22 protein-coding genes and 1 pseudogene are annotated in these 24,262 nt (G+C 71.4%); 12 read left to right on the plus strand and 11 right to left on the minus strand.

All coding sequences use genetic code 11. The features are described from left to right. Positions 1-53 precede the first annotated feature (53 nt). From JT362_RS07725 to JT362_RS07735, 3 genes are read left to right on the plus strand one after another with little or no spacing between them, the layout of a single operon-like run. Positions 54-752 (plus strand): hypothetical protein, encoded by a 699-nt coding sequence (locus JT362_RS07725; RefSeq protein WP_260190329.1) that lies wholly within the window; start codon positions 54-56, stop codon positions 750-752. Between the two features lie 50 nt (positions 753-802). Then, complete coding sequence (locus tag JT362_RS07730; RefSeq protein WP_260190330.1) at positions 803-2,152, plus strand: pyridoxal phosphate-dependent decarboxylase family protein; 1,350 nt, start codon at positions 803-805, stop codon at positions 2,150-2,152. Next, on the plus strand, positions 2,149-3,003 hold the full coding sequence (locus tag JT362_RS07735; protein WP_260190331.1) for a putative RNA methyltransferase: 855 nt from the start codon (positions 2,149-2,151) through the stop codon (positions 3,001-3,003). The genes JT362_RS07730 and JT362_RS07735 overlap by 4 nt, the downstream gene beginning before the upstream one ends. On the opposite strand, the gene JT362_RS07740 is transcribed toward JT362_RS07735, so the two are convergent. From JT362_RS07740 to JT362_RS07755, 4 genes are all read right to left on the minus strand, one after another. After that, complete coding sequence (locus JT362_RS07740; RefSeq protein WP_311202671.1) at positions 2,973-4,451, minus strand: beta-N-acetylhexosaminidase; 1,479 nt, start codon at positions 4,449-4,451, stop codon at positions 2,973-2,975. The two genes, JT362_RS07735 and JT362_RS07740, sit on opposite strands and share 31 nt — an antisense overlap. A gap of 193 nt (positions 4,452-4,644) precedes the next feature. Further along, positions 4,645-5,463, minus strand: a complete 819-nt coding sequence (locus JT362_RS07745) for a carbohydrate ABC transporter permease (protein WP_375546456.1) — start codon at positions 5,461-5,463, stop codon at positions 4,645-4,647. 8 nt (positions 5,464-5,471) lie between these two features. Continuing rightward, positions 5,472-6,446, minus strand: coding sequence for a carbohydrate ABC transporter permease (locus JT362_RS07750; protein WP_260190333.1), 975 nt, complete (start codon positions 6,444-6,446; stop codon positions 5,472-5,474). After that, a complete protein-coding gene (locus JT362_RS07755) occupies positions 6,443-7,741 on the minus strand; it encodes a sugar ABC transporter substrate-binding protein (RefSeq protein ID WP_260190334.1) in 1,299 nt (432 codons plus the stop codon). Before JT362_RS07755 ends, JT362_RS07750 begins: the two co-directional genes overlap by 4 nt. A 248-nt stretch (positions 7,742-7,989) precedes the next feature. Here JT362_RS07755 and JT362_RS07760 point away from each other — a divergent pair, with 248 nt between their 5' ends. Next, on the plus strand, positions 7,990-8,364 hold the full coding sequence (locus JT362_RS07760; RefSeq protein ID WP_260190335.1) for a hypothetical protein: 375 nt from the start codon (positions 7,990-7,992) through the stop codon (positions 8,362-8,364). A gap of 245 nt (positions 8,365-8,609) precedes the next feature. Beyond that, positions 8,610-9,995 (plus strand): dihydrolipoyl dehydrogenase, encoded by a 1,386-nt coding sequence (gene lpdA / locus JT362_RS07765; protein WP_260190336.1) that lies wholly within the window; start codon positions 8,610-8,612, stop codon positions 9,993-9,995. On the opposite strand, the gene JT362_RS07770 is transcribed toward lpdA, so the two are convergent. Together JT362_RS07770 and JT362_RS07775 are read right to left on the minus strand one after the other, a co-directional pair. Then, positions 9,985-11,868, minus strand: coding sequence for a propionyl-CoA synthetase (locus JT362_RS07770; protein ID WP_260190337.1), 1,884 nt, complete (start codon positions 11,866-11,868; stop codon positions 9,985-9,987). The genes lpdA and JT362_RS07770 overlap by 11 nt on opposite strands. Positions 11,869-11,901: 33 nt before the next feature. Then, the gene (locus JT362_RS07775) at positions 11,902-12,255 is read right to left on the minus strand and encodes a hypothetical protein (protein WP_260190338.1); all 354 of its coding nucleotides are present in this window, start codon (positions 12,253-12,255) and stop codon (positions 11,902-11,904) included. A 72-nt stretch (positions 12,256-12,327) separates the two neighbouring features. On the opposite strand from JT362_RS07775, the gene JT362_RS07780 reads away from it, so the two are divergent. Both JT362_RS07780 and JT362_RS07785 read left to right on the plus strand, forming a co-directional pair. After that, positions 12,328-12,891 carry a DinB family protein gene (locus JT362_RS07780; protein ID WP_260190339.1) on the plus strand — a complete coding sequence of 188 codons (564 nt, stop codon included), beginning with the start codon at positions 12,328-12,330 and terminating at the stop codon, positions 12,889-12,891. Between the two features lie 130 nt (positions 12,892-13,021). Next, complete coding sequence (locus JT362_RS07785; protein WP_311202672.1) at positions 13,022-14,944, plus strand: serine/threonine-protein kinase; 1,923 nt, start codon at positions 13,022-13,024, stop codon at positions 14,942-14,944. 4 nt (positions 14,945-14,948) lie between these two features. Here JT362_RS07785 and rsmI read toward each other — a convergent pair whose 3' ends face one another. Both rsmI and JT362_RS35560 read right to left on the minus strand, forming a co-directional pair. Next, entirely contained in the window at positions 14,949-15,770 is an 822-nt protein-coding gene (rsmI, locus tag JT362_RS07790; RefSeq protein WP_260190340.1) for a 16S rRNA (cytidine(1402)-2'-O)-methyltransferase, read from the minus strand. A 16-nt stretch (positions 15,771-15,786) separates the two neighbouring features. Then, on the minus strand, positions 15,787-15,948 hold the full coding sequence (locus JT362_RS35560) for a DUF397 domain-containing protein (RefSeq protein ID WP_375546453.1): 162 nt from the start codon (positions 15,946-15,948) through the stop codon (positions 15,787-15,789). Between the two features lie 253 nt (positions 15,949-16,201). On the opposite strand from JT362_RS35560, the gene JT362_RS07800 reads away from it, so the two are divergent. Together JT362_RS07800 and JT362_RS07805 are read left to right on the plus strand one after the other, a co-directional pair. Further along, entirely contained in the window at positions 16,202-17,710 is a 1,509-nt protein-coding gene (locus JT362_RS07800) for a dolichyl-phosphate-mannose--protein mannosyltransferase (protein WP_260190414.1), read from the plus strand. Between the two features lie 38 nt (positions 17,711-17,748). Next, positions 17,749-18,729, plus strand: a complete 981-nt coding sequence (locus JT362_RS07805; RefSeq protein ID WP_260190342.1) for an aldo/keto reductase — start codon at positions 17,749-17,751, stop codon at positions 18,727-18,729. Here JT362_RS07805 and JT362_RS07810 read toward each other — a convergent pair. Together JT362_RS07810 and JT362_RS07815 are read right to left on the minus strand one after the other, a co-directional pair. Then, complete coding sequence (locus JT362_RS07810; protein WP_375546457.1) at positions 18,719-19,546, minus strand: aminoglycoside adenylyltransferase family protein; 828 nt, start codon at positions 19,544-19,546, stop codon at positions 18,719-18,721. The two genes, JT362_RS07805 and JT362_RS07810, sit on opposite strands and share 11 nt — an antisense overlap. 1 nt (position 19,547) lies before the next feature. Next, positions 19,548-20,336: a class I SAM-dependent methyltransferase gene (locus JT362_RS07815; protein WP_260190343.1), complete on the minus strand. Its 789-nt coding sequence runs from the start codon at positions 20,334-20,336 to the stop codon at positions 19,548-19,550. A 47-nt stretch (positions 20,337-20,383) separates the two neighbouring features. Here JT362_RS07815 and JT362_RS07820 point away from each other — a divergent pair, with 47 nt between their 5' ends. Continuing rightward, positions 20,384-20,980 (plus strand): TetR/AcrR family transcriptional regulator, encoded by a 597-nt coding sequence (locus tag JT362_RS07820; RefSeq protein WP_260190344.1) that lies wholly within the window; start codon positions 20,384-20,386, stop codon positions 20,978-20,980. 115 nt (positions 20,981-21,095) lie between these two features. Here the strand turns inward: JT362_RS07820 and JT362_RS07825 are convergent. Continuing rightward, positions 21,096-21,344 (minus strand): annotated as a pseudogene (locus tag JT362_RS07825) (PadR family transcriptional regulator); the annotation flags it as partial. 64 nt (positions 21,345-21,408) lie between these two features. On the opposite strand from JT362_RS07825, the gene metG reads away from it, so the two are divergent. Together metG and JT362_RS07835 are read left to right on the plus strand one after the other, a co-directional pair. Beyond that, positions 21,409-23,202 (plus strand): methionine--tRNA ligase, encoded by a 1,794-nt coding sequence (metG, locus tag JT362_RS07830; RefSeq protein WP_260190345.1) that lies wholly within the window; start codon positions 21,409-21,411, stop codon positions 23,200-23,202. Positions 23,203-23,306: 104 nt separating this feature from the next. Further along, positions 23,307-24,161 (plus strand): TatD family hydrolase, encoded by an 855-nt coding sequence (locus JT362_RS07835; protein WP_260190346.1) that lies wholly within the window; start codon positions 23,307-23,309, stop codon positions 24,159-24,161. Positions 24,162-24,262: the final 101 nt, after the last annotated feature.

The raw sequence follows: 24,262 nt of genomic DNA on the forward strand, positions 1-24,262 counted from the left end.
GGGTGGTAGAAAACCTCGTTCCCTGTCGGAGCCTCTAATCCCCGGAGCTGAACGTGCGCCGTACCACCACAGTTGCCAGAGCCGTACTGACCGCCGCCTTCGCCTCGACCGCCCTGCTCGGCGTCGCCGGCGTCGCGGCCGCGACCCCCGACCGGACCCCGCAGGCCGGTGACGACCGCGCGACCGTCCACGAGGGCAACGTCGTCGGCAAGCACTGCGCCGACCTCTTCCCCGGCAGCTCGGACGTCACCGGTCTGCTGCGCACCGAGGTGGACGGCTCGAACACCTACCTCGACGTCACCGGCACGGACGGCGTCGACGTCGCCGGCGTGATCGTCAAGGGTGGGCCGGCGTACAACGTGTACGCGCCGGGCGACCTCGGCGAGCTGCCCTGGCTCGACCTGCACTCGCCGCTGGTGCCGAGCGGCAAGCCGGCGCAGATCAGCCACTGGTTCGCCTGCGGCGTCGAGTCCGGCGAGACCACCACCCAGCCGAGCACCCCCGACCAGGAGCCGCCGGTCGACGAGGAGGAGCCGCCGGCCAAGGGCGAGGAGCCTTCCGCGCCGGGCGACGCGGAGGAGCCGACCGTCGACGACGGCAAGGACGGCAACGACGTCGAGCCGGTGGCCGACGAGGAGGAGCTGGCCGCGACCGGGTTCGACGGCGGCTGGCTGATCGCGCTCGGCGCCGCACTGCTGCTCGGCGGCGGCGCGCTGCTGCTCGTGCTGCGCACCCGAGGCGCCCGCCAGTAATACGAGGCCACCGCACCCGGCACGCGGTCCCGGCACCATATCGTGGCAGCATGACGGAGCTTTCCAGCTGGCTGCGAGAGGGTGTCGAGGCGGTCGAGGCGTGGCAGCGGACGTTCGCGGACCGCTCCGAGCACCCCGCGCAGCGGGTCGACCCGGAGCGGTTCCGCGCGGCGTTCACCGAGCTGACCGAGCGGCTGACGGACAACTACCCGTTCTTCCACCCGGACTACGCCGGGCAGATGCTCAAGCCGCCGCACCCGGTCGCGGTCGCCGGGTACCTGACGACGATGCTGGTCAACCCGAACAACCACGCGGTGGACGGCGGCCCGGCCACCGCGCGCATGGAGCGCGAGGCCGTGGCCGCCCTCGCGACGATGTTCGGGTTCGACCAGCATCTCGGGCACCTCACCGGCGGCGGCACCGTCGCGAACCTGGAGGCCCTGTTCGTCGCCCGCGAGTCCCACCCGGGCCGGGGCGTCGCGTTCAGCACCGAGAGCCACTACACGCACGCCCGGATGTGCCAGGTGCTCGGCATGCCCGGGTACACCGTGCCGGTCGACGACACCGGGCGGATGGACCTCGACGCGCTCGAGGAACTGCTGGCCACCGGGAAGGTCGGCACGGTCGTGCTCACCGCCGGCACCACCGGCCTCGGCGCGGTCGACCCGATCCACGAGGCGCTCGCCCTGCGTGACCGGTACGGGGTGCGGCTGCACGTCGACGCGGCCTACGGCGGGTTCTTCACCCTGCTCGCCGACTCCGAGCTGGTCGACCCGCGCCCGTGGCGGGCCATCGCCGGCTGCGACTCGGTGGTCGTCGACCCGCACAAGCACGGCCTGCAGCCCTACGGGTGCGGAGCCGTGCTGTTCGCCGACCCGACCGTCGCGCGGTTCTACCGGCACGACTCGCCGTACACCTACTTCACCGACGCCGACCTGCACCTCGGCGAGATCAGCCTGGAGTGCTCCCGTCCGGGCGCCGCGGCCGCCGCGCTGTGGCTCACCTTCCAGGTCATCCCGCCCACCCCGGACGGGCTCGGCCGGTTCGTCGCCGCGAGCCGCCGGGCCGCGCTGCGCTGGGCCGACCTGCTGGCCGACTCGCCGCACCTGGCCCTGTACCAGCGGCCGGAGCTGGACATCGTCGCCTACTTCCCGCGCCGGAACACGCTCTCGGACGTGGACGCGGCCGCCGCGCGCGCCTTCACCGACGGCATGAACGACAAGGAGGACCCGGTCTACCTCTCGGTGCTGACCGTCGACGCCGCCGACCTGGCCCGCCGGCACCCCGACGTCAAGTCCGACGCGGACCGGGCGCGGATCCTGCGCAGCGTGCTGATGAAGCCCGAGTCCGAGGACCACGTCGACCGCCTGCACCGGCGGGTGGAGCGCCTGGTCCGGTGATCGCCGACGTCCTGGACCACCTGGCCTGCCCGCACTGCCGCGCACCGCTCACGCTCGCCGGCCCCCAGCTCCGCTGCGACTCGGGTCACGGGTTCGACCTCGCCCGCCAGGGCTACGTCAACCTCGGCGCCACCACCGTCCACGGCGACAGCTCCGAGATGGTCGCCGCCCGGGCCGCGTTCCTGTCCGCCGGCCACTACCGCCCCATCACCGACGCCCTCGTCGCCGCCGCGGCCGCCGTGCCCGGGGGCTGCGTCGCCGACCTGGGCGCCGGCACCGGCCACCAGTTGGCCGCCGTCCTCGACGCCGGGCCGGACCGGGTCGGGCTCGCGCTCGAGGTCAGCAAGCCCGCCCTCCGTCGCGCCGCCCGCGCGCACCCCCGGCTCGGCGCCGTCGGCTGCGACGTGTGGGGCACGCTCCCGGTCCGCGACGCCGCGATCTCGTTGGCGCTCAACGTGTTCGCCCCGCGCAACCCGGCCGAGCTGGCGCGCGTGGTCCGCCCGGGCGGCGCGCTCGTCGTCGTCACACCGACCGTCGAGCACCTCGCCGGCCTGGTCGAGGCGCTCAACCTGATCACCGTCGCCCCGGACAAGGACGCCCGGATCACCGCCGCCCTCGCCCCGCACTTCACCCCGTCCACCCAGGTGACCCGCACCTTCGACCTGCACCTGTCCCACGACGAGGTGCTGTTCCTGGTCGGCATGGGCCCGAGCGCCCGCCACATCGGCCCCACGGACCTCGCCGAACGGGTCGCCGCGCTGCCCGACCCCGTCCGGACCACCGCGTCGGTCCTGGTGGCCACCTACGGCAGGGCATCGGGTCAGGGCCAGTCGATCTGGGGGGAGCGGTAGAAGTCGATCGCCTGGGCTTCCCAGCGGGGGGCCTGGGCGGCCAGGCGGGTGCGGAAGGACTCCCAGTCGTGCGTCGACCACGGGGACCAGGCCAGCTCGGCGATCGCCGGGAGGCGCGGGAAGGCCATGAACTCGATGTGGTCGCTCGTCTCCAGGGTTTCCGACCACAGCGGGGCCTCGACACCCAGGATCGCCGACTCCGGGACACCCCGCATGTACTGGCCCGGGTTCCAGCCGTACGCCTCGTCGACCTCGATGAAGCCGGCCCAGGACAGGCCGAGCGGCGTGTTCTCGTCGTACTTCATGTCCAGGTACGACTTGTTCGCCGGCGACAACAGGATCTTGTTCCCGCGCTCCACCGCGTCGGTCACCAGGCTGTTCGAGTCCGTGGTGCCCCAGTACTGCGGCAGCGCGGACGTCGACGGCGTCGCCTTGAGGAACTCGTGCCAGCCGGCGACCTTCTTGCCGAGCGACTCCACGATCGGCAGCACCCGCTCGAAGAACTTGATGTAGTCCGCCTCGGGCGTCGAGTGCGCCTCGTCGCCGCCGATGTGCAGGTACTCGCCCGGGGTCAGCTCGGCCAGCTCGGTCAGCACGTCCTCGACGAACCGGTAGGTGATCTCCTTGTCGATGCACAGCGAGCTGAACCCGACCTCGATGCCGGTGTACAGCGGCGGCGCCACCCCGTCGCAGTTCAGCTCCGCGTACGACGCCAGCGCGGCGTTCGTGTGTCCCGGCAGGTCGATCTCCGGGATGACCTCGATGTGCCGCTCGGCGGCGTACGCGACCAGGTCGCGGAACTGGTCCTTGGTGTAGTACCCGCCGGGCCCGCCGCCGACCTCGGTGCTGCCGCCGTGGGTCGTCAGCCTGGGCCAGCCGTCGATCTGGATCCGCCAGCCCTGGTCGTCGGACAGGTGCAGGTGCAGCCGGTTGATCTTGTACATCGCGATCTGGTCGATGTACCGCTTCACCTCGTCCGGCGAGAAGAAGTGCCTGGACACGTCGAGCATCGCGCCCCGGTGCTCGAACCGCGGATAGTCGACGATCTTCCCGCCCGCGACCGTCCACGGCCCCCGCTGCTCGCGGTCCGACTCGATCCGCGGCGGCAGCAGCTGGCGCAGCGTCTGCACGCCGGCGAACAGCCCGGCCGCGGTACGCGCCTTCAGCTCGACCCCGCGCCGGTCGACGTCGAGCTCGTAGCCCTCGTCGCCCAGCTCGGCCGCGACCCGGCCCAGCTCCAGCGAGATCCGCCCGCCGTCCCGGTCGTGCCGCCGCTCGGGCACGACCGGCAGCCGGTAGCCGGTAGCCGGCCGCAGCAGGCCGGCGAGGTACTCGCCCACCCGCTGCGCGCCGCGCTCGGTCTCGATCACGGTGGCCGGCGTCAGCCGGAACTCGCCACCGTGGCGGTCAGGTGTGACCGACACCGGCGCCGGTATCACCTGCGTCATACGGGACTCCTTGTGGTGGTGATGGGGCGCGGCCGATGATGACGCACCGGCGCCGAGCACGGCGAGCGCGGTGACGGACACCACCGTCACCGCGCGACGGACGGATGCAGGGGGCCTGGACACGGGTCCTCCCGAGGCGGCCGAGGGGCAGGTTCCTCCACGTATAGCCGACAGTGGTCCAGACCACAAGATGTCAGCCCTTGAGCGCCCCCGCCGTGGCCCCGGAGACCAGCTTCCGTTGCACGAGCATGAAGAAGATCAACGCCGGCAGCGCGTAGAGCACCGACGCGGCCATGATCGCGCCCCAGTCCGTGCCGAACACCGAGCGGAACGTCGACAGCCACACCGGCAGCGTCTGCTTGTTCGAGTCGCGCATGAACACCAGCGCGTACAGGAACTCGTTCCACGCCGTGATGAACGCGAACACCGACGTGGTCACCAGTCCCGGCCCGAGCAGCGGCAGGATGACCCGCCGGAACGCGCCGAACCGCCCGCAGCCGTCGACCATCGCGGCCTCCTCCAGCTCGAACGGGATGCCCTGGACGAACCCGCGCAGCGTCCACACCGTGAACGGCAGCGTGATCGCGAAGTACACCAGCAGCAGCGACGGCAGCTGGTTGAGCAGCCCGGCGTCCTGCATGAGCAGGAACATCGGGATGAACAACGCCTCCATCGGCGCCATCTGCGCGATCAGCACCAGCAGCAGGAACCCCTTGCGTCCCCGGAACCGCAGCCGCGCCAGCGGAAACGCCGCCAGCACACCGGCGACCAGCGAGCAGGCCACCGCGCCGAGCGTGACGATCAGGCTGTTCCGCAGGTGCGTGAGGAATCCCGGCTGGTTGATCGCGGTGACGAAGTTGTCGAAGGTGACCGACAGCGGGATCAGGTCGTAGTCGGCGGTGAGCAGATCCACCGACGGCTTGAACGCGCTGGTGATCATCCAGTAGGTCGGGAACGCGAACAGCACGGCGACCAGCACCCCGACCGTGTTCAGCGCGACCCGCTGACCCATCGTCTTGTTCACAGGTCGCCCTCCTTCGAGCGCAGCAGCAGCTGCAGGTACCGGGCGGTGAGCACGAGCAGCACCAGGATCATCAGCACCGCGATCGCCGACGCCAGTCCGAAGTGCCGGGACGCGATGCCCTTGAGGTAGAGCAGCACCGGCAGCGTGGTGCTCTCGCCGTCCGGGCCGCCCTGCCGGAACGCCCAGACCTGCGCGAAGACCTTGAAGTCCCAGATCACCGACAGGAACGTGGCCAGCATGACCAGCGGCCGGATCGACGGCCAGGACACGGTCGTGAACGCCTGCCACGGGCTGGCGCCGTCCATCGCGGCCGCCTCGTACAGTTCGCGGGGCGCGGTGAGCAGGCCGGCGTAGATCGTGAAGCACACGAACGGCACCGCCTGCCACACGATCATCAGACCGATGACGGTCAACGTGCTCGGGCCGCTGGAGAACCACGAGTACCCGGCGAAGCCGTCGAACCCCAGCTTGACCAGGGTCTTGTTCAGGATCCCGTACTGCTGGTCGAAGATCCACTGGAACACCGTGGTGGCGGCCACGATCGGCGTGGCCCAGGCGAGCACGAGGAAGGTCTGCACCGCGACCCGCACGCCCGGGGCCAGGTGCCGCAGCAGGATCGCGAGCAGCCCGGCGACGAGCACGGTCGCGGCCACCACGCAGGCGGTGAACACGACGGTGCGCAGCACGACCGTCCAGACCTCGGGGTCGGACAGCGCGGCGCGGTAGTTGTCCAGCCCGATCCAGACGATCTCGCCGCGGACGAGTTCACCGAGGTCGAGCCGGCGGAAGCTGATCGCCACGACCTGGACCGCCGGCCAGCCGAGCAGCACCAGCATGGTGATGACGGCGGGCGCGAGCAGCAGGTACGGGATCGTGCGCTCCCCGAGATCGGCCCGCCGGGGCCGGCCAGCGCGCGGCGGTGCCGGCGGGGGTGGCCCCGCCGGCACCGTGACGTGTGCGGTCGTCGTCATGCGCCGGAGGAGAAGGCCTCGTCCAGCGCGGTGTTCGCGTCGGCCGTCGCCTGGTCAAGGCTCTTCGCGCCGGTCAGGTAGGCGGTCAGCATGTCCTTGAGCGGGTTCTGGCCTGCCTCGATGGTGGCCCACGCCGGGGTCGCCGGGACGGACCGGCCGTTCTTCGCGGCCTCGGCCATCGCCTTGCTCACCGGGTCGGCCTCCAGCGGGGAGAGGTCGGTGGAGGCGCCGGGCACCATGCCGGCCTCGGCGAGCATGGTCTGGTACTTCTCGCTGAGCAGGAGCTTGAGGTAGTCCTTGGCCAGGTCGGCGTTGGCGCTGTTGACCGGGATCGCGAGGTTCGAACCGCCCTGGAAGACCGGTGCTGTCTCACCGGCGTTCTTCGACGGGATCGGGAACCCGGAGATCTTGTCCTTGAGGTCCGGGGCGTCCTCGGTCGCGGTGGCGACCTCCCACGGCAGGCCGATCATCATGGCGACCTTGCCCTGGCCGAAGATGCCGGCCTGCACGGGGTTCTGCTCGTCGTTGTCCTTCGGCGCGGTGGTGCCGGAGGCGTCCACGAGCTGCTTGTAGAACTCCAGGCCGGCCTTGGCCTCGGGAGTGGTCAGCGCGGCGGAGAAGTTCGTGCCGTCCTTGGTGGCGATGTCACCGCCCTCGTCCCAGATGAAGGAGAGCAGCGCGTACCAGTTCTGGCCCGGCAGGTACAGCGACTGGAACTGCGGGTCGGACCCGAACTTGGCCTCCAGCTTGGTGATGGCGTCCAGCCACTCCTCCCGCGACGTCGGCGGAGCCGCGATCCCGGCCTGCTCGAACATGTCCGTGCGGTAGATGATCTCCCGGTTGGCCGCGTAGAACGGGGTGGAGAACTGCTTGCCGTCCCATTCGCCGGAGGCCTTGAGGCTGTCCAGCCACTGGTCGCCGTGCAGGGCGTCGACGTCGCCGGAGAGGTCGGTGAGCACGCCCTCGGCCGCGAAGGCGGGTGCCTGGGTGTTCCCGAGCTCGATCACGTCCGGGGGGTTCTGGCTGGCCAGAGCCGTGGTCAGCTTGTCCTGGATGCCGTTCCAGGGTTGGATCTCGTACTTGACGGTGACACCGTCGTTGGCCTGCTCGAATTCCTCGTGCAGGGCGTCGGTGAGTGTCTCGGGAGCGGAACCGTCCATGAGCCACACGGTCAGCGTGCGGTCCTCGCCCGCCGCGGCGTCGCCCCCGGAGTCGGTGCCACCCGAGCCGGCGCAGCCGGCGGTCGCAAGGGCGATGGCGGCGGCACCCGTCATCACCTTCGTCCAGCGCTTCACTTCTCTGCCGTCCTCTCCGTGCCCGTCGCCGGGCCCGCACCAGTGGTTTAGACCTAGTGGTATAGACCAATGGGAGAACTGTGGTGCCGACACGCGCGGCTGTCAAGACACTTGCGGAAGACGTTGTAAACAAAGGGTTTCGAAGTCAACTTCCCACCAGGTGGGACCCGGTCCGGAGAACTTCTGCCCGGCCGTCCTCAACGTTGACGAGGTAGTAGCGCAAGCCTAACGTTGTCTCTGGAGGGGACATGACCGCGCACTTTCTCGGGGTACTCAACATCGCGGAAGCCATGGGCGTGACCCGGCACGCCGTGCACAAGTGGCGCGCGCGCTATCCGCGAGGTTCGGACCACCCGTTTCCCGAGCCCGATGTCGAGATCGACGGAACTCCGGGCTGGCGACCGGCGAGACTGGAGGAGATGGCGCGCTGGCGCGACGGCCTGCCGGGCCGGGGCACCGGCGGCGGGCGCCCCACCGCCGCGCAGCAGGAGTACTACCGAGCGGCAGCCGCCCGCGGCCTGGACCGGGACGAAGCGACCCGCGCGCTCAACACCTTCGCCGCCGATTTCCCGGAGATGACCGAGCCGGAACTCTGCGCCTGGCTCGTCGAGAAGTTCACCTAGTCGGATCACCCGTCGGGCACGCGCGGGCGAGCAGTACCCGAACTCCCACGACTTTTTGTCCTCGACCCCTACCCACGCATCCCCCACCCGCTCCGGGGGCACCCCTCAGGGTCAGTCTAGTTGGTCGCGGGGCGGAGTGGGGGGTTCAAGATCGACATGTGGACAACCGGGGGTCTGTGGACAGGTGCTCTCGCTCACGCCCTTCCGCCGTGGGGTGATCGCGGCGGGCGATTAGGGTGGGGGTCGTGAGCACACATTTCAACGTCGTCGTTCTCGGGGCCGGTCCCGGTGGGTACGTGGCCGCGGTGCGCGCAGCGCAGCTGGGGCTCTCGGTCGCCGTCGTCGAGGAGAAGTACTGGGGCGGCGTCTGCCTGAACGTCGGCTGCATCCCCTCCAAGGCGCTGCTGCGCAACGCGGAGCTCGCACACCTGTTCCACAACGAGCAGAAGACCTTCGGCATCAGCGTCGACGGTGAGGTCAAGTTCGACTTCGGCGTCGCCCACGCGCGCAGCCGCACCGTGGCCGACGGCCGGGTCAAGGGCGTGCACTACCTGATGAAGAAGAACTCGATCACCGAGTTCACCGGGCGCGGCACCTTCACCGGGCCGAACGCGATCCAGGTCGACGACCAGGAGATCACGTTCGACAACTGCATCATCGCCGCCGGCGCGTCCGCCAAGCTCCTGCCCGGCACCTCGCTGTCCGAGCGCGTCGTCACCTACGAGGAGCAGATCCTCGACGCCGAGCTCCCCGGCAGCATCGTCGTCGCCGGTGCCGGCGCCATCGGTGTCGAGTTCGCCTACGTGCTCGCCAACTACGGCGTCGACGTCACGATCGTCGAGTTCCTCGACCGGCTGGTCCCGCTCGAGGACCCGGAGGTCTCCAAGGAGCTCGCCCGGCACTACCGCAAGCTCGGCGTCACCGTGATGACCTCCACCCGGGTCGAGTCGATCGACGACTCCGGCGACCAGGTCACCGTCGAGGTCTCCGCGAACGGCGAGCGCAAGACCCTCAAGGCCGACAAGGTCCTGCAGGCCATCGGCTTCCAGCCGAACGTCGAGGGCTACGGCCTGGAGAAGACCGGCGTCCAGGTCACCGACCGCGGCGCCATCGACGTCGACGGGCTCTGCCGCACCAACGTCGACCACATCTTCGCCATCGGCGACGTCACCGCGAAGCTCATGCTCGCGCACACCGCCGAGGCCATGGGCATCATCGCCGCGGAGACCATCGGCGGCGCGGAGACCATGGAGCTCGACTACCGGATGATCCCGCGCGCCACCTACTGCCAGCCGCAGATCGCGAGCTTCGGCTACACCGAGGAGCAGGCCCGCGAGGCCGGCTTCGACGTCGAGGTCGCCAAGTTCCCGTTCACCGCCAACGGCAAGTCCCACGGCCTCGGCGACGCCCGCGGCTTCGTCAAGCTGCTGTCGGACAAGAAGCACGGCGAACTCCTCGGCGGCCACCTGATCGGCCCGGACGTCACCGAGCTGCTCCCCGAACTGACCCTGGCCCAGCAGTGGGACCTCACCGTCCACGAGGTCGCCCGCAACGTCCACGCCCACCCCACCCTCGGCGAAGCCGTCAAGGAGGCGATCCACGGCCTGGCCGGCCACATGATCAACATGTAGGCCCGCGCAGGACCGGGCGGAGGGCGTCCAGCACGGCGGGGTCCTCGATCGTCGACGGCACGGGTTCCTCCCGGCCGTCGGCGATCCCCCGCATCGTGCGGCGGAGGATCTTGCCCGACCGGGTCTTCGGCAGGCCGTCCACCACCGAGACCTCACGGAACGCCGCCACCGGGCCGATCTCCCGGCGCACCGCGGCCACCAGCTCCTCGCGCAGCGTCTCCTCGGTGATCGACGCCCCCGCCTTGAGCACCACGAAGCCGCGCGGCAGCTGGCCCTTGACCGCGTCCCGCACGCCGATCACCGCGCACTCCGCCACCGCCGGGTGCGCGGCCAGCACCGCCTCCATCGACCCGGTCGACAGCCGGTGCCCGGCCACGTTGATCACGTCGTCGGTCCGGCCCATCACGTAGACGTAGCCGTCCTCGTCCACGTAACCGCCGTCGCCGGTGACGTAGTAGCCGGGGTACCGCGACAGGTACGACTCCACGTACCGCTCGTCGTCGCCCCACAGTGTCGGCAGCGTCCCCGGCGGCAGCGGCAGCCGCAGCGCGATCGCGCCCTCCCGGCCGCGCGGCAGCTCGTCACCGTCCGGCCCCAGGACCCGCACGTCGTACCCGGGCACCGGCACGCTCGGCGACCCCGGCTTGACCGGCAGGTCGTCCAGCCCGCGCGGGTTCGCGCACACCGGCCAGCCGGTCTCGGTCTGCCACCAGTGGTCCACCACCGGCACCCCGAGCCGCTCCGCCGCCCAGTGGTACGTCTCCGGATCCAGCCGCTCACCGGCCAGGAACAGCGTCCGGAACCCCGACAGGTCGTACTTCGCCAGCTCCGCACCCGCCGGGTCCACCCGCTTGATCGCCCGGAACGCGGTCGGCGCGGTGAACAGCGCCTTCGCCCGGTGCTCGGCGATCACCCGCCAGAACGCACCCGCGTCCGGCGTCCCGACCGGCTTCCCCTCGTACAGCACCGACGTCGCCCCGACCAGCAGCGGCGCGTACACGATGTACGAGTGCCCGACGACCCACCCCACGTCCGACGCCGTCCAGAACACGTCGCCAGGACCGATGTCGTACACGTTCGGCAGTGACCAGGCCAGCGCGACCGCGTGCCCGCCGTTGTCCCGCACCACGCCCTTCGGCCGGCCCGTCGTCCCCGACGTGTACAGGATGTACAGCGGGTCCGTCGCCGCCACCGGCACACAGTCGACCGGCTCCGCGCCGGCCATCGCCTCGTCCCAGTCGACGTCACGTTCGCCCAGCTCGGCGCGGCTCTGCTCACGTTGCAGCACGACCACCGCGTCCGGCTGGTGCGACGTCGACGCCAGCGCCTCGTCGATGATCGGCTTGTACGCCACCACCCGCGTCGGCTCGATGCCGCACGACGCGGCCACGACCACCTTCGGCCGCGCGTCCTCGACCCGGCTGGCGAGCTCCCGCGGCGCGAACCCGCCGAACACCACCGAGTGCACCGCGCCGATCCGCGCGCAGGCCAGCATCGCGACCACCGCGCGCGGCACCATCGGCATGTACACGATCACCCGGTCACCGACCCCGACGCCGAGCCCGGCGAGCACCCCGGCGAACCGCGCCACCTCGTCGCGCAGCTCCCGGTAGGTGAACGTCGCCTTCGTCCCGGTCACCGGCGAGTCGTACACCAGCGCCGGCTGGTCGCCCCGGCCGCCGTCGACGTGCCGGTCGAGCGCGTTGTGGCAGGTGTTCAGCTCCCCGTCCGGGAACCACCGGTACAGCGGCGCCCGGCTGTCGTCCAGGGCCCTCGTCGGGGGTGTGGTCCAGTCGATCGCCTCAGCGGCGGCCAGCCAGAACCCCTCCGGGTCGTCGAGGCTGCGCCGGTACACGCCGTCGTAGGTACCCATGAACGGAACCTAGACAGGAACCGCCCCGCTCGGCTACCTCGGACGCAGCCGGACCGACGCCTCCGCGATCGTCAGCGGGTACCGGGTGCCGTACTCACCGTCCGGGCCGAACTCGATGCGCTGCGCGGTCACCCGGTCCGGCGCGGCCTCGAGGATCTGCACCAGCACCGGCTCGTCCTGGCCGTCCACGGTCAGCAGCCACTTGTCGGCGAGGTAGCTCAGGCCGAGCCCGAGCAGCGTCGCCTCGGCGTCCTCGGCCGTGGTCGGCTCGCCGGCCGGTGTCCCGAGCAGCGTCCGCGCCCGGTACCCGGCATCGCACGACTCGACGTAGCCGATCAGCTCGTCGTCGTCGGGCCGGTGCACGGGCAGCCAGGTACTCGGAATCATGCCCGTACGGTAGCCACACCCCCGTTGTCCGTTCAGCCCGTTTTCGTCGGTGCCGAGCCCTACCGTGACACCATGACCGAGAACGATCCCCCCTGGGAGCCGCCCCTCGCCGGTAGCGAGGTCGAGCACCTCGTCGGTGCCCTCGACCGGCTGCGCACGACCTTCCGCTGGAAGGTCGACGGCCTGGACGCGGCCGGTTTACGCACCCGGGTCGGCGCGTCCACGCTGACGCTCGGCGGACTGCTCAAGCACCTCGCGCTGGTGGAGGACTTCTACTTCGGCACCCAACTGCGCGGGCGCCCCCTCGGCGAGCCGTGGGCCGCCGCCGACAGCGAGCAATGGGCGTTCACCTCCGCCGCCGACGACAGCCCCGAGCGGCTGTACGTCCTGTGGGACGAGGCGGTCGACCGGTCCCGGGCGCGGTTCGCCAAGGCGTTGACCGACGGTGGTCTCGACCAGCTCGTGCACGCCAGCACGTCGGACGGGCGGCGGGCGAGCCTGCGCCGGCTGCTCTGCGACGTGATCGAGGAGTACGGGCGGCACACCGGGCACGCGGACCTGCTGCGCGAGGCCGTCGACGGCCGGGTGGGGGAGGACCCGCCGCACGACTGGCGGCCGATTCGGTCAGCGGAATGAACGTCGCACGTGGTACGCGCGTCCACAGAAAGAGGCGGTGGTACCCGGCGGCAGGACCGCCCTGGGGCGTTCCGCCGGGCGGGTAGCCTCTTCGTTACAGGAAACGACGCCCACGGAGGGAGAGCAGTTCGTGAACTTCCTGGTCAACCTGGGTAGTTCGCTGCTGTCGTTCGCGAACAGTATCTTCTCGCCCGCGTTCTGCCCGGGCGACTGGGTGTGGGCGACGATCGCCGCCGGTGCGATCATCGGGTTGCTGCCCGTGGTCGGAACGCTGCTCGTCGCACTGGTGCGCAAGGGCACTGGGAACACCTACAACGCCGCCACCATCGGTGTCATCGCGGCGGCCGGCGGGTTCTTCGTGTTCCTGATGCCGTGGCTGTTCGTCATGGGCGTCTCCGAGGTCTTCCACAGCGTCGCGCTCGGCCAGCCGAGCGGGCTGAGCGCCGGCGAGGTCGCGGAGGTCCAGCAGGGCACCTGCTGGCTCGAGGAGGGCGAGGCGGTCTTCTTCGGCGCCCGCTCGAACGTCTACGAGGTCCTCGTCCGCCCCTCCGAGGGCACCCCGATGCTGCTGCTGCGGATCATGATGCTGATCGCGGTGCCGGCGCTGATCCTGCTGTTCCTCTGGCTCCAGGCCCGCTCCGCGATGCGCCGGGGCCCGAAGTGGCCGGCCCGGCTGCTCTGGGCGCCGTTCGTGCTGCTCGTGGTGCTGTCGATGGGCGTGTCGGCCAACGTGGCGACGTTCCTGTGGCTCGGGTTCCTGCCGGTCAGCATCCTCGGGCTGATGCCGCTGCTCGCGGTCGGCCCGCCGAGCTGGTCGGTGATCGAGCGCTCGTACCAGAAACCGGAGCCGCGCGAGCAGCGGCAGGTCCCGCCGCCGCAACCGGCCTCGCAGCAACAGCAGCCGCCTCGGACGCCGCCACCCCAGGGCCCGCCGCCGTACGAGCCGCCGCCGCCGTTGCCGCAGTACGTTCCGCCCGGCGGTTCCAGGACACCGCCGCCGACGCGCGTCGCCCCGCCGATGTCGTCCCCGATGTCGTCCCCGATGTCGTCCCCGATGTCGGCGCCGATGCCCGAACCGGAGCCCGACCGCGCCGCGCTGGCCAAGCTCGCCGAGGACCCCGGCCCGCTGCCGTTCGCCGTCGCCGGGGCAGCAGCCGCCGGGGCAGCCGCCGCCGGAGCGGGACAGACCAGGCAGGCGCCGACCGGCTTGTGGCAGAACCACGCCGGCCGGTTCCAGAAGATCAAGCCGCTCGGCCAGGGCGGTTTCGGCACCGTGTGGCTGGCGAGGGACACCCAGCTCGACCGCACGGTCGCGGTGAAGCTCGCGCACGCCCCGGACGCCGAGACCGAGGCCAGGATGATGCGCGAGGCGCGGGCGCTGGCCGCCGTGCACCACCCCCACTGCGTGCGCGTGTACGACATCATCCGCGACCCCGACGGTCTCGGCATCGTCATGGAGTACATCGAGGGCCAGCAGCTCGCCGACGCCGTGCACGAGGGCGGGGTCCTCAGCGACGTCCAGGCCGCCCGCCTGTGGACCACGATGGCCGGCGCGCTCACCGCCGCGCACGGCAAGGGCGTGCTGCACCGCGACGTGAAGCCGGCGAACGTGATCGTCGACCCGGGCGGCAACCCGCACCTGATCGACTTCGGCATCTCGCGCGCCAAGGGCGACTCCACCCTGACCGCGACCGGCATGATGGTCGGCACCCCCGACTTCATGGCCCCCGAGACGGCCAGCGGGCAGCCCGCGACACCCGCCTCCGACGCCTGGCAGCTGGCCGCGACCGTGAGCTTCGCGCTCACCGGCCAGCCCCCGCGCGGCGTCCGGGAGAACGCGATGGCGTCCCTGATGGCGGCCGCGAAGGGCGAGCCGCTGACCCAGCTCCCGCACCGCAGCTCGCACCTGCGCCTGCTGACCGCGTCGCTGGACAACGACCCGAGCCGCCGCCCGACCCTGGCCGCGGTCACCCGCGAGATGGGCATGTGGCTGGGCCGTGCGGGTCAGGCCGCCGAGGGCCCGGTCACCCGCGTCATGGGCAGCGCCCGCTGAGTGGTCAGTCCCGCGCGGCCAGAACGGCGTCGTAAAGCCGCTTCCGGCTGACCCCGGCGGCGGTGGCGACCTCGCCGGCCGCGTCCTTGAGCCGCACCCCGTCCTCGACCAGGGCGGTGACCCGGCCGACCAGCGTGTCCAGGTCGACGTCGGCGGGCGCGGCCCCGGCGAGAACGACGGTGATCTCCCCACGCACGCCGTCGGCGGCCCACTCGGCCAGCTCGCCCAGCCCGCCGCGCCGAACCTCCTCGTACGGCTTGGTCAGCTCCCGGCAGACCGCCGCCCGCCGCTCCGCGCCGAGCACGTCGGCGGCCGCGGCGAGCGTCGCGGCGATCCGGTGCGGGGACTCGAAGAACACGGCCGTACGGGGTTCCTCGGCCAGGGCGGCGAGGAACCGTCGCCGTTCACCGTCCTTGCGGGGCGCGAAACCCTCGAAGCAGAAGCGTTCGCACGGCAGCCCGGACAGGGCGAGCGCGGTGGTCACCGCCGACGGCCCCGGCAGGCAGGTGACCGGAAGCCCAGCGGCCACACAGGCGGCGACGAGCCGGTATCCCGGGTCGGAGACGCTCGGCATCCCGGCATCGGTGACGAGCAGAACCGTCTCGCCGCGCTCAACGGCCCCGACCAGCCCCGACAGACGTGCGGTCTCGACGGCGTCGTAGAAGCTGACCACCCGGCCGCCCGGCGTGACCCCGAGCGCGGCGGCGAGTGACCGCAGCCGCCGCGTGTCCTCAGCGGCGATGACGTCGGCCGTACCGAGCGCATCGACGAGCCGGGGCGACGCGTCCCGCGAGTCCCCGAGCGGCGTGGCGGCCAGGATCAGCATGCGACGAAGGCCGCCTTCATCGCATTCGGCCCAGGAAGCCCGCCCAGGCGCCCTCGGCGAACACGAGGTGCGGGCCGGTCGCGTGCTTCGAGTCCCGCACCCCGACCGCGTGCTCGCACCGCGCCACCTCGACGCAGGTCCCTGAGTTGCCGCTGTGGCTGCTCCTGTGCCATGCCACCTCCACACAGTCGGTTGTGTTGCCGCTGTGTGTGCTCTTACGCCACTGCGCCCGGGAGAAATCCGCAGTGCTCACTTTCTGCTCCCCTCGGGTGTCTTGGCCATCTGGGCGATCAAGGACCCGGACGTGCTGTGATGGTGTCCGTGAACGGGGACCGTACACGCGCCGCCTACGATCTACCGCCGTGAGTGTGCTCGCCCCGGACGGGACCACCCGGCAGCCGGAGTCACCGGCGTCGGCGGGTGGGCAGCGCCTGTCGGAAGCCGAGCTCGCCGAGCTCCAGCTGATCGGCAGGCCGATGCCGGCCGACCGGCTGCGCGGCTGGCTGGTCGCCGGGTTCCTGGCGCTGATCGGCGGCATCGTCCGGCTGCAGAACCTCGGCTATCCCACCGACCCCGACGGCACCCCGGTCTTCGACGAGAAGCACTACGTGCCGCAGGCGTGGGAGATGCTGCGCAATGGCGGCTACGAGGACAACCCCGGCTACGAGGTGACCGTCCACCCGCCGCTCGGCAAACAGCTGATCGCCGTCGGCGAGTGGTTGTTCGGCTACAACAGCTGGGGCTGGCGCTTCACCGCCGCGCTCTGCGGTGCGCTGATGATCCTGCTGGTCATCCGGATCGCCCGCCGGCTCACCCGCTCGACGCTGCTCGGCGCGGTCGCCGGCGTGCTGCTGATCTGCGACGGCCTGTCGCACGTGCAGAGCCGGATGGGGATGCTCGACATCTATCTGGCGTTCTTCGTGCTGGTGGCGTTCGGGTGCCTGCTGCTCGACCGCGACCAGGTCCGGGAACGGCTGGCCGCGTCGGTGCGCGAGGGCTGGGCCGACGAGTCCCGGTTCGGGCCGCGGCTCGGGTTCCGCTGGTGGCGGTTCGCGACCGGGGTGTCGCTGGGGCTGGCGTGCGGGTCGAAGTGGTCGGGTCTGTTCTTCGCCGCCGCGTTCGGCGTGATGATGGTGCTCTGGGACGTGTCCGCGCGGCGTGCGGCCGGGGTGGCGCAGCCGTGGAAGGGCACGCTCGTCCGGGACCTGCTGCCGGGGCTGTGGAACATCGTCGTCGTCGGGCTGGCGGTCTACCTGGCGACGTGGTGGGGATGGTTCGCCAGCGAGACGGCGGTGGACCGCCACCTCGCGGAGGTCAGCGGGCACGACGGCTGGTACGAGGTGTTCCCGACCGCGCTGCGGTCGCTGTGGCAGTACTCGGGCAACGTCCTGGACTTCCACGAGAACCTGGAGACGCCGGCGAGCGACCAGCACCCGTGGGAGTCCAAGCCCTGGACGTGGCCGATGGGCCTGCGTCCGATGCTGTACTACTACAACGGCGAGACCACCAGCTGCGGCGAGGACTCCTGCGTCTCGGCGACGATGCTGGTCGGCACGCCGGCGATGTGGTGGCTGTCCCTGCCGATGCTCGCCTGGGGCCTGTGGCGGATGATCGGCCGGCTCGACTGGCGCTACGCCGCCGTGGTGGTCGCCTACCTGGCCGGCCTGCTCCCGTGGTTCACCAACCTCGACCGCCAGATGTACTTCTTCTACGCGACGCCGATGGCCGCGTTCCTGGTGCTCGGCCTGGCCCTGGTGCTCGGCCAGATCCTCGGTACGGGCCGCGACGGCCCCGAACGCCGGGGGACAGGTCTGCTCGTCGTCGCCTTGTACCTGGGCCTGGTGGTGGCCAACTTCGTCTGGCTGTGGCCGATTCTGAACGGCGATTCAATTACCGAAGGGCACTGGCAGGCCGAGCTGTGGCTCCCGTCCTGGCGCTGATTTGACCTGGAGTGCGCTCCAGGGTGTTACCTGGGGACATGGAATCGCGCACAGTGGGCACGCTCGAGGTCTCCGCGTTGGGCCTGGGCTGCATGGGGATGTCCGAGACGTACGGCCCGGCCGACGACGCCGAGTCGGTCCGGGTGGTGCACCGAGCACTCGACCTGGGGGTGAACTTCCTCGACACCGCCGACGTCTACGGCGGCGGGCACAACGAGGAGCTGGTCGGCCGGGCGATCCGGGACCGGCGGGACGAGGTGGTGCTGGCGACGAAGTTCGGCATCCGGGAGATCGTCGGCGGCGGCGTCGTGCGGGTCGACGGCAGCCCCGAGTATGTGCGTGCCGCCATCGACCGCTCCCTGACCCGCCTCGGCGTGGACGTGATCGACCTCTACTACCTGCACCGCCGTGACCCGGACGTGCCGATCGAGGACACCGTCGGCGCGATGGCCGAGCTGGTCGAGGCCGGCAAGGTCCGGCACCTGGGCCTGTCCGAGGTCAACGCCGACACCCTGCGCCGTGCGCACGCGACGCATCCGATCGCGGCGGTGCAGTCGGAGTTCTCCCTGTTCAACCGGGGCCTGGCGGAGTACGTCCTGCCGACCGCCGTAGAGCTCGGCGTCGGCGTGGTCCCGTACTCGCCCGTCGGCCGCGGCTTCCTGACCGGAAACCTGGACGCCCTCCGCGACCTCGGCGAGGGCGACTTCCGCCGCGGCCTACCCCAGTTCCAGGGCGAGAACCTGGAGCGGAACATCGCGCTGGCCCAACGGGTCCAGGGCCTGGCGACGACGCTCGGGGTCACGCCGGTCCAGGTGGCGCTCGCGTGGCTGCTGGCCCAGGGCGAGCACGTCGCCCCGATCCCCGGCACGAAGCGGCTCCGCTACCTGGAGGAGAACGCCGCCGCCGTCGACGTGCGGTTGTCCGCCGACCAACTGGCCGAGATCGACTCCTCCGTCCCGGGCGGCGCCGTGTCCGGCGAGCGGTACACCCCGGAAGGGTTGGCCGCCGTCAACCGCTGAGCCGGTCGATCTCGGCGAGTACGTGCCGGGTGTGCGGGGGTAGCTGGGCGCGAAGCTCGTCGGGCCAGTGCTCGTCGGCGTAGTGGCGCGTGCGGTAGAGGTCGCGGGCGTGGGCGAGCACGGCCCGGTGCTCGGCCGGGAGGCGAGCGATGGCCCAGTCCGCCGCGTCGTCCTTGGGCAGGATCTCGCCGGTGGCGAGGGTGGCCCAGACGCGGGCGAGGGTCAGCAGGACGTTGCGGGTGTCCCCGGCGAGGTCGGCTCGCAGGTCGGGGACACCCGCGACGGTCGCCCGCACGAGGTCGGCGTGCGGAACGGGATCGAGGACCTCGGCGGGTGGTGGACCGATGAGCGGATGGTTCCCGGCCAGCGCCGTCGTGATCAGCACGGCGAGGTCGGGCATGTGTTCCGGCTGGGGGAGCGTGCCGGCCTCGTACTCGTGGCGGAGCCACTCGCCGTAGAGGAAGTCCCCGGTCGGCGGGTACCGCCACGGCCGCACGTCGCCGTGGACGACGACCGTCAGCTCGACCGGACGGGCACCGTTACCGGAGACGGCGAGGAGCCCGTCGAGGAGCGAGCGCCGTCGGGGTACGTCGAGCCGCCGCCGGGAGACGACGAGGACGTCCAGGTCGCTCGCCGGTCGAAGCCCGCCGAGGACCGCGGAACCATGCAGGTAGGCCCCGACGACCTCGGGACCGAGCACGTCACCGACGAGCCGCACGACGTCCCGGACCTGATCCACGATCCGGAGTATCGCCGATCGGCGCGCGGCAGGTGTCCGCGGCCGACACCCGGTGTCGCCGGTCGGCGGGCGGCCGATGTCAGCGGCGGACCGCGGTGACGGCCACGGTGGTGAAGCGCGTGGTGAAGCCGCCGCCCAGGGCGTCGATGGCGGCGCCGACGTCGGTCAGCACCTCCGCGACCTGATCCGGCTGGAGTCGGGTGAGGGTGCCCTGGGTGGGGAGCAGGTCCAGCCATTCGGTCCGGGTGTAGTGCCGCTCCCAGTCGAACCGCGACTCTTCCGGGGGGTGGAAGCCGCCCGCCTCCCGGATACCGTCGGCCGCCATGACGAGCATCGGGCCGTAGTTGTTCCCGCCCTGCCGCGGAAGGGTGAACGGCGAGTCGGGCACGACCCGCTGGTAGGCCGCGGCGAAGGCGGCGTTGACCTCGGCCGGCGGGTCGAACACGTGCCAGAACGCGGCCAACACGCCGTTCGGCGCCAGCACGCTCGCGGCCTTGGTGACGCCGGCGGTCGGGTCGACCCAGTGCCAGGCCTGGCCGGCGACGACGGCGTCGAACTCGCGGCCGGCGGGGTCCCAGGCCTCGAAGGTCGCCACCTCGACCTCGGTTCCGTGATGCCGCGCGAAGTCGGCCATGCGCCGGTCGGGCTCGACGCCCAGGACGGTGCACCCGGCGGCGTGGAACTGGCGGGCGGCGATCCCGGTGCCGCAGCCGACGTCGAGGACGCGGGGGCCGGGAGCGGCGCTGATGATCTGCTTCACCAGCGGGTCCGGGTAGGCGGGCCGGGCGCGGTCGTACCGGTCGGTGTCGGTGCCGAAGGACTCGGCGACCTGCCGGTGCTGGTGTGGTTGCGGCGGTAGAGTGGGCATGTGCCCACCATAATGGGCAAGTGCCCACTTGTCCCAGGAGGCCCGTCTTGCCGACCGGAGTGCAGCTGCGTGACGTGCGCGGACAGCTGTTCGACGCCGCCGAACGAATCCTGCTCCGGGACGGCCCGAGCGCACTGACCAGCCGAGCGGTCACCGACGAGGCCGGGTGCGCCAAGGGCGTCCTCCACCGGCACTTCGACGACTTCGACGCGTTCCTCGCCGAGTTCGTACTCGACCGAGCGCACCGCGTGGACGCCCAGACGTCCGCCCTGTGCGAGGCGGCCGGCACCGGCACGGTCACCGGCAACCTCGCCGACGCGCTCACCGCCCTGTTCCGTTCGGTCGCGGTGGCCGTCGTCCCCCTGGTGACCTTCCGCGACGGCCTGCGGAACCGCCTCCGCGAGACCTGGCCCGCCGGCATCCCCGTCCTCACCGAGGCGGTGACCATGGTCGCCGCCTACCTCGCCGCCGAGCGCGCCCGCGGCCGAATCACCCCCGAAGCCGAGGTCGACGGCCTGGCCCCCATGCTGATCGGCACCGCCCACCTCCTGTTCGGCGACCGCCGAACCCCACCCGACGACGCCACCGTCCACGAGATGGTCACCACGGTCATCGGCGGTGCCGTCCGCGAACCGAGGGACTGAGCGCGGCTGGTTGTCAGTCGCGGCCCGGGGCCGTGGCCCACCGGTGGGCGAGACGGCGGCAGGCCTGGACGAGCTCCGGTGGGTGCAGGTCGGTGAGGTCGGTGTCGAAGGTGTGGGTCTCGCCGTCGGGGGTGAGCCGGTAGGCCGTGCGGTCCGGGCCGCGCGCCTCCTCGTCCTCCTCCGCCGGGACCTCCTCGAGCAGCTCCTCGGCGGCCATCTTCTTCAGCGCGTGGTAGATCGACCCGGGCGCGACGTTGGCCCACTTGTCCGCCGACCAGCTCAGCAGCTCGCGCCGCACCTGGTAGCCGTGTGCCCGGCCGTACATCCGCACGACCCCCAGCACCAGCAGCCGCGTCGCCGACACCGGGCCTCCCTCAGCGCAATACTCGATTCTCCCGCCCGAAGGCTCCTCCGTAGGCTAGGCCGACATGAGCATCCCCGTGTTGACCGCGGTGGCCTGGCCCTATGCCAACGGCCCCCGCCACATCGGCCACGTGTCCGGTATCGGCGTCCCCTCCGACGTGTTCTCCCGGTACATGCGCATGGCGGGCAACCGGGTGCTGATGGTGTCGGGCAGCGACGAGCACGGCACCCCGATCCTGGTGCAGGCCGACAAGGAGGGCCTGACGCCGCAGCAGACCGCGGACAAGTACCACAAGGTCATCGCCGAGGACATGCGCGGCCTCGGGGTCACCTACGACCTCTACACCCGCACCACGACCGGCAACCACGCCGAGGTCGTCCAGCAGATCTTCCTGGCCCTGCACCGCAACGGCTACATCCAGCCGCGCACCACCACCGGCGCGGTCAGCCCGTCGACCGGCCGCACGCTGCCCGACCGCTACATCGAGGGCACCTGCCCGATCTGCGGGTACGACGGCGCCCGGGGCGACCAGTGCGACAACTGCGGCAACCAGCTCGACGCCGCCGACCTGAAGAACCCGGTGTCCCGGATCAACGGCGAGGTCCCGAAGTTCGTCGAGACCGAGCACCTGTTCCTCGACCTGCCTGCGTTCACCCGGACGCTGGGAACGTGGCTGTCGACCAAGACCGACTGGCGACCCAACGTCCTCAACTTCACCCGCAACCTGGTCGAGGACATGCGGCCCCGGCCGATCACCCGCGACCTGGACTGGGGCGTGCGGATCCCGCTGGACGGCTGGCGCGACGAGCCGCTCAAGCGGTTCTACGTGTGGTTCGACGCGGTCATCGGCTACTTCTCGGCCAGCGTCGAGTGGGCCCGCCGGTCGGGTGACAAGGACGCCTGGCAGCAGTGGTGGAACGACCCGGACGCGCAGGCCGTGTACTTCATGGGCAAGGACAACATCACCTTCCACGCCCAGATCTGGCCCGCGCTGCTGCTCGGCCACAACGGCGCCGGCGACCGGGGCGGCGAGCCGGGTCCGTACGGGACGCTGAACCTGCCGAGTGAGATCGCCTCCAGCGAGTTCCTGACGATGAGCGGGTCGAAGTTCTCCACGTCCCGCGGCACGGTGATCTACCTGGGCGACTTCCTGCGCGAGTTCGGGCCGGACACGCTGCGGTACTTCATCTCCTCGGCCGGGCCGGAGACCCAGGACGTCGACTTCACCTGGGAGGAGTTCGTCCGCCGGATCAACTTCGAGCTGGCGAACGAGTGGGGCAACCTGGTCAACCGCGCGGTGTCGATGGCGCACAAGAACGTGGGCGCGGTGCCGAAGCCGGTCGCGCCGACCGACGCCGACGAGGACCTCAAGCGGCTGGCCAGGGACGCGTTCGGCACGGTCGGCGAGCACCTGTCGCGGTCGCGGTTCCGGGCCGGGATCAGCGAGGCGATGCGGGTGGTCGGCGCGGCGAACAAGTACATCTCCGACCAGGAGCCGTGGAAGCGCAAGGACGACCCGGACCGGCGGGACACGATCCTGCACACCGCGCTGCAGGTGGTGCGGGACGCGAACACGCTGCTGACGCCGTTCCTGCCGCACAGCGCGCAGAAGGTGCACGAGGCGCTCGGCGGGACGGGTGTGTGGGCGTCCCAGCCGGAGCTGCGGGAGGTCGACGACCTGGACGTCGCCGGCAAGGTCAACCCGATCCTGACCGGTGACTACGCCGCGGAGCAGGCGAAGTGGGAGTCGACGCCGATCGAGGTCGGGCGGCCGCTGGCGAAGCCGACCCCGCTGTTCGCCAAGCTCGACCCGAAGCTCGCCGAGACCGGCCCGGAGTGGGCCCCGATCGAACCGTGAGCGTACGACTCGCCGGACGGGAGCGTACGACTCGCGGGACGGGAAGGTACGACTCGCGGGACGGGAGCGTACGACTCGCGGGACGGGAAGGTGGGGCTCGCGGAGTGAGTGAGCGGAGGACACCGCCGCCGCTGCCGGAGGCGTTGCCGGTGCCGATCGTGGACGCGCACACGCATCTGGACGCGTGTGGGGCGAAGGACGCGGCCGATGTGACGGCGATGGTGGACCGGGCGGCGAGCGTGGGTGTGGCTCGGGTGGTGACGGTCGCGGACGACCTCGCGGCGGCTCGGTGGGCGGCTGAGGCGGCGACGTGGGACGAGCGGGTGTTCGCGGCCGTCGCGGTGCATCCGACGCGGACGGCGGCGTTCTCGGCGACCGATCGGGGCGAGGTCGAGGCGTTGGCGGGGCGGCCCCGGGTGGTGGCGGTGGGGGAGACCGGGCTCGACTACTACTGGGACTACTCGCCGCCCGCCGCGCAGCAGGAGGCGTTCCGGTGGCACATCGACCTGGCCAAGCGGCTCGGCAAGCCGTTGATGATCCACGACCGGGACGCGCACGAGGACATCTGGCGGATCCTGGAGGAGGAGGGTCCGCCGGAGACCGTGGTGTTCCACTGCTTCTCCGGGGACGCGGAGTTCGCCCGGCGCTGTGTGGATCGCGGGTACGTGCTGTCGTTGGCCGGAACCGTGACCTTCCGCAACGCGCGGGCGCTCCGGGAGGCCGCGGTTCATATTCCCACTTACCAGTTGTTGGTGGAGACCGACGCGCCCTTCCTCACCCCGCACCCGTTCCGCGGCCGGCCGGGCGAGCCGTACTGCGCGGCGTACACGATCCGCGACCTTGCGCAGCTCAGAGGGGCGGACGTGGCGGAGTTGGCGGCCGCCGTCGCGGCCAACGCGCAGCTGGTGTTCGGCCTACCGGACGCTACTGCCGGTGAGATCAGTGGTCGCGGCGCGTGAGTATTGGGATGAATGAGCGACCCGCGCTACTCCGTTCGTGGAGTGACCAGAGTCACGAGATGCGTCCAGGTGTTTGCGCAACCTGTCCGTCGCCGTTACTG

The sequence above is a fragment of the Actinophytocola gossypii genome (assembly GCF_025165815.1).
Lineage (GTDB): Bacteria > Actinomycetota > Actinomycetes > Mycobacteriales > Pseudonocardiaceae > Actinophytocola > Actinophytocola gossypii.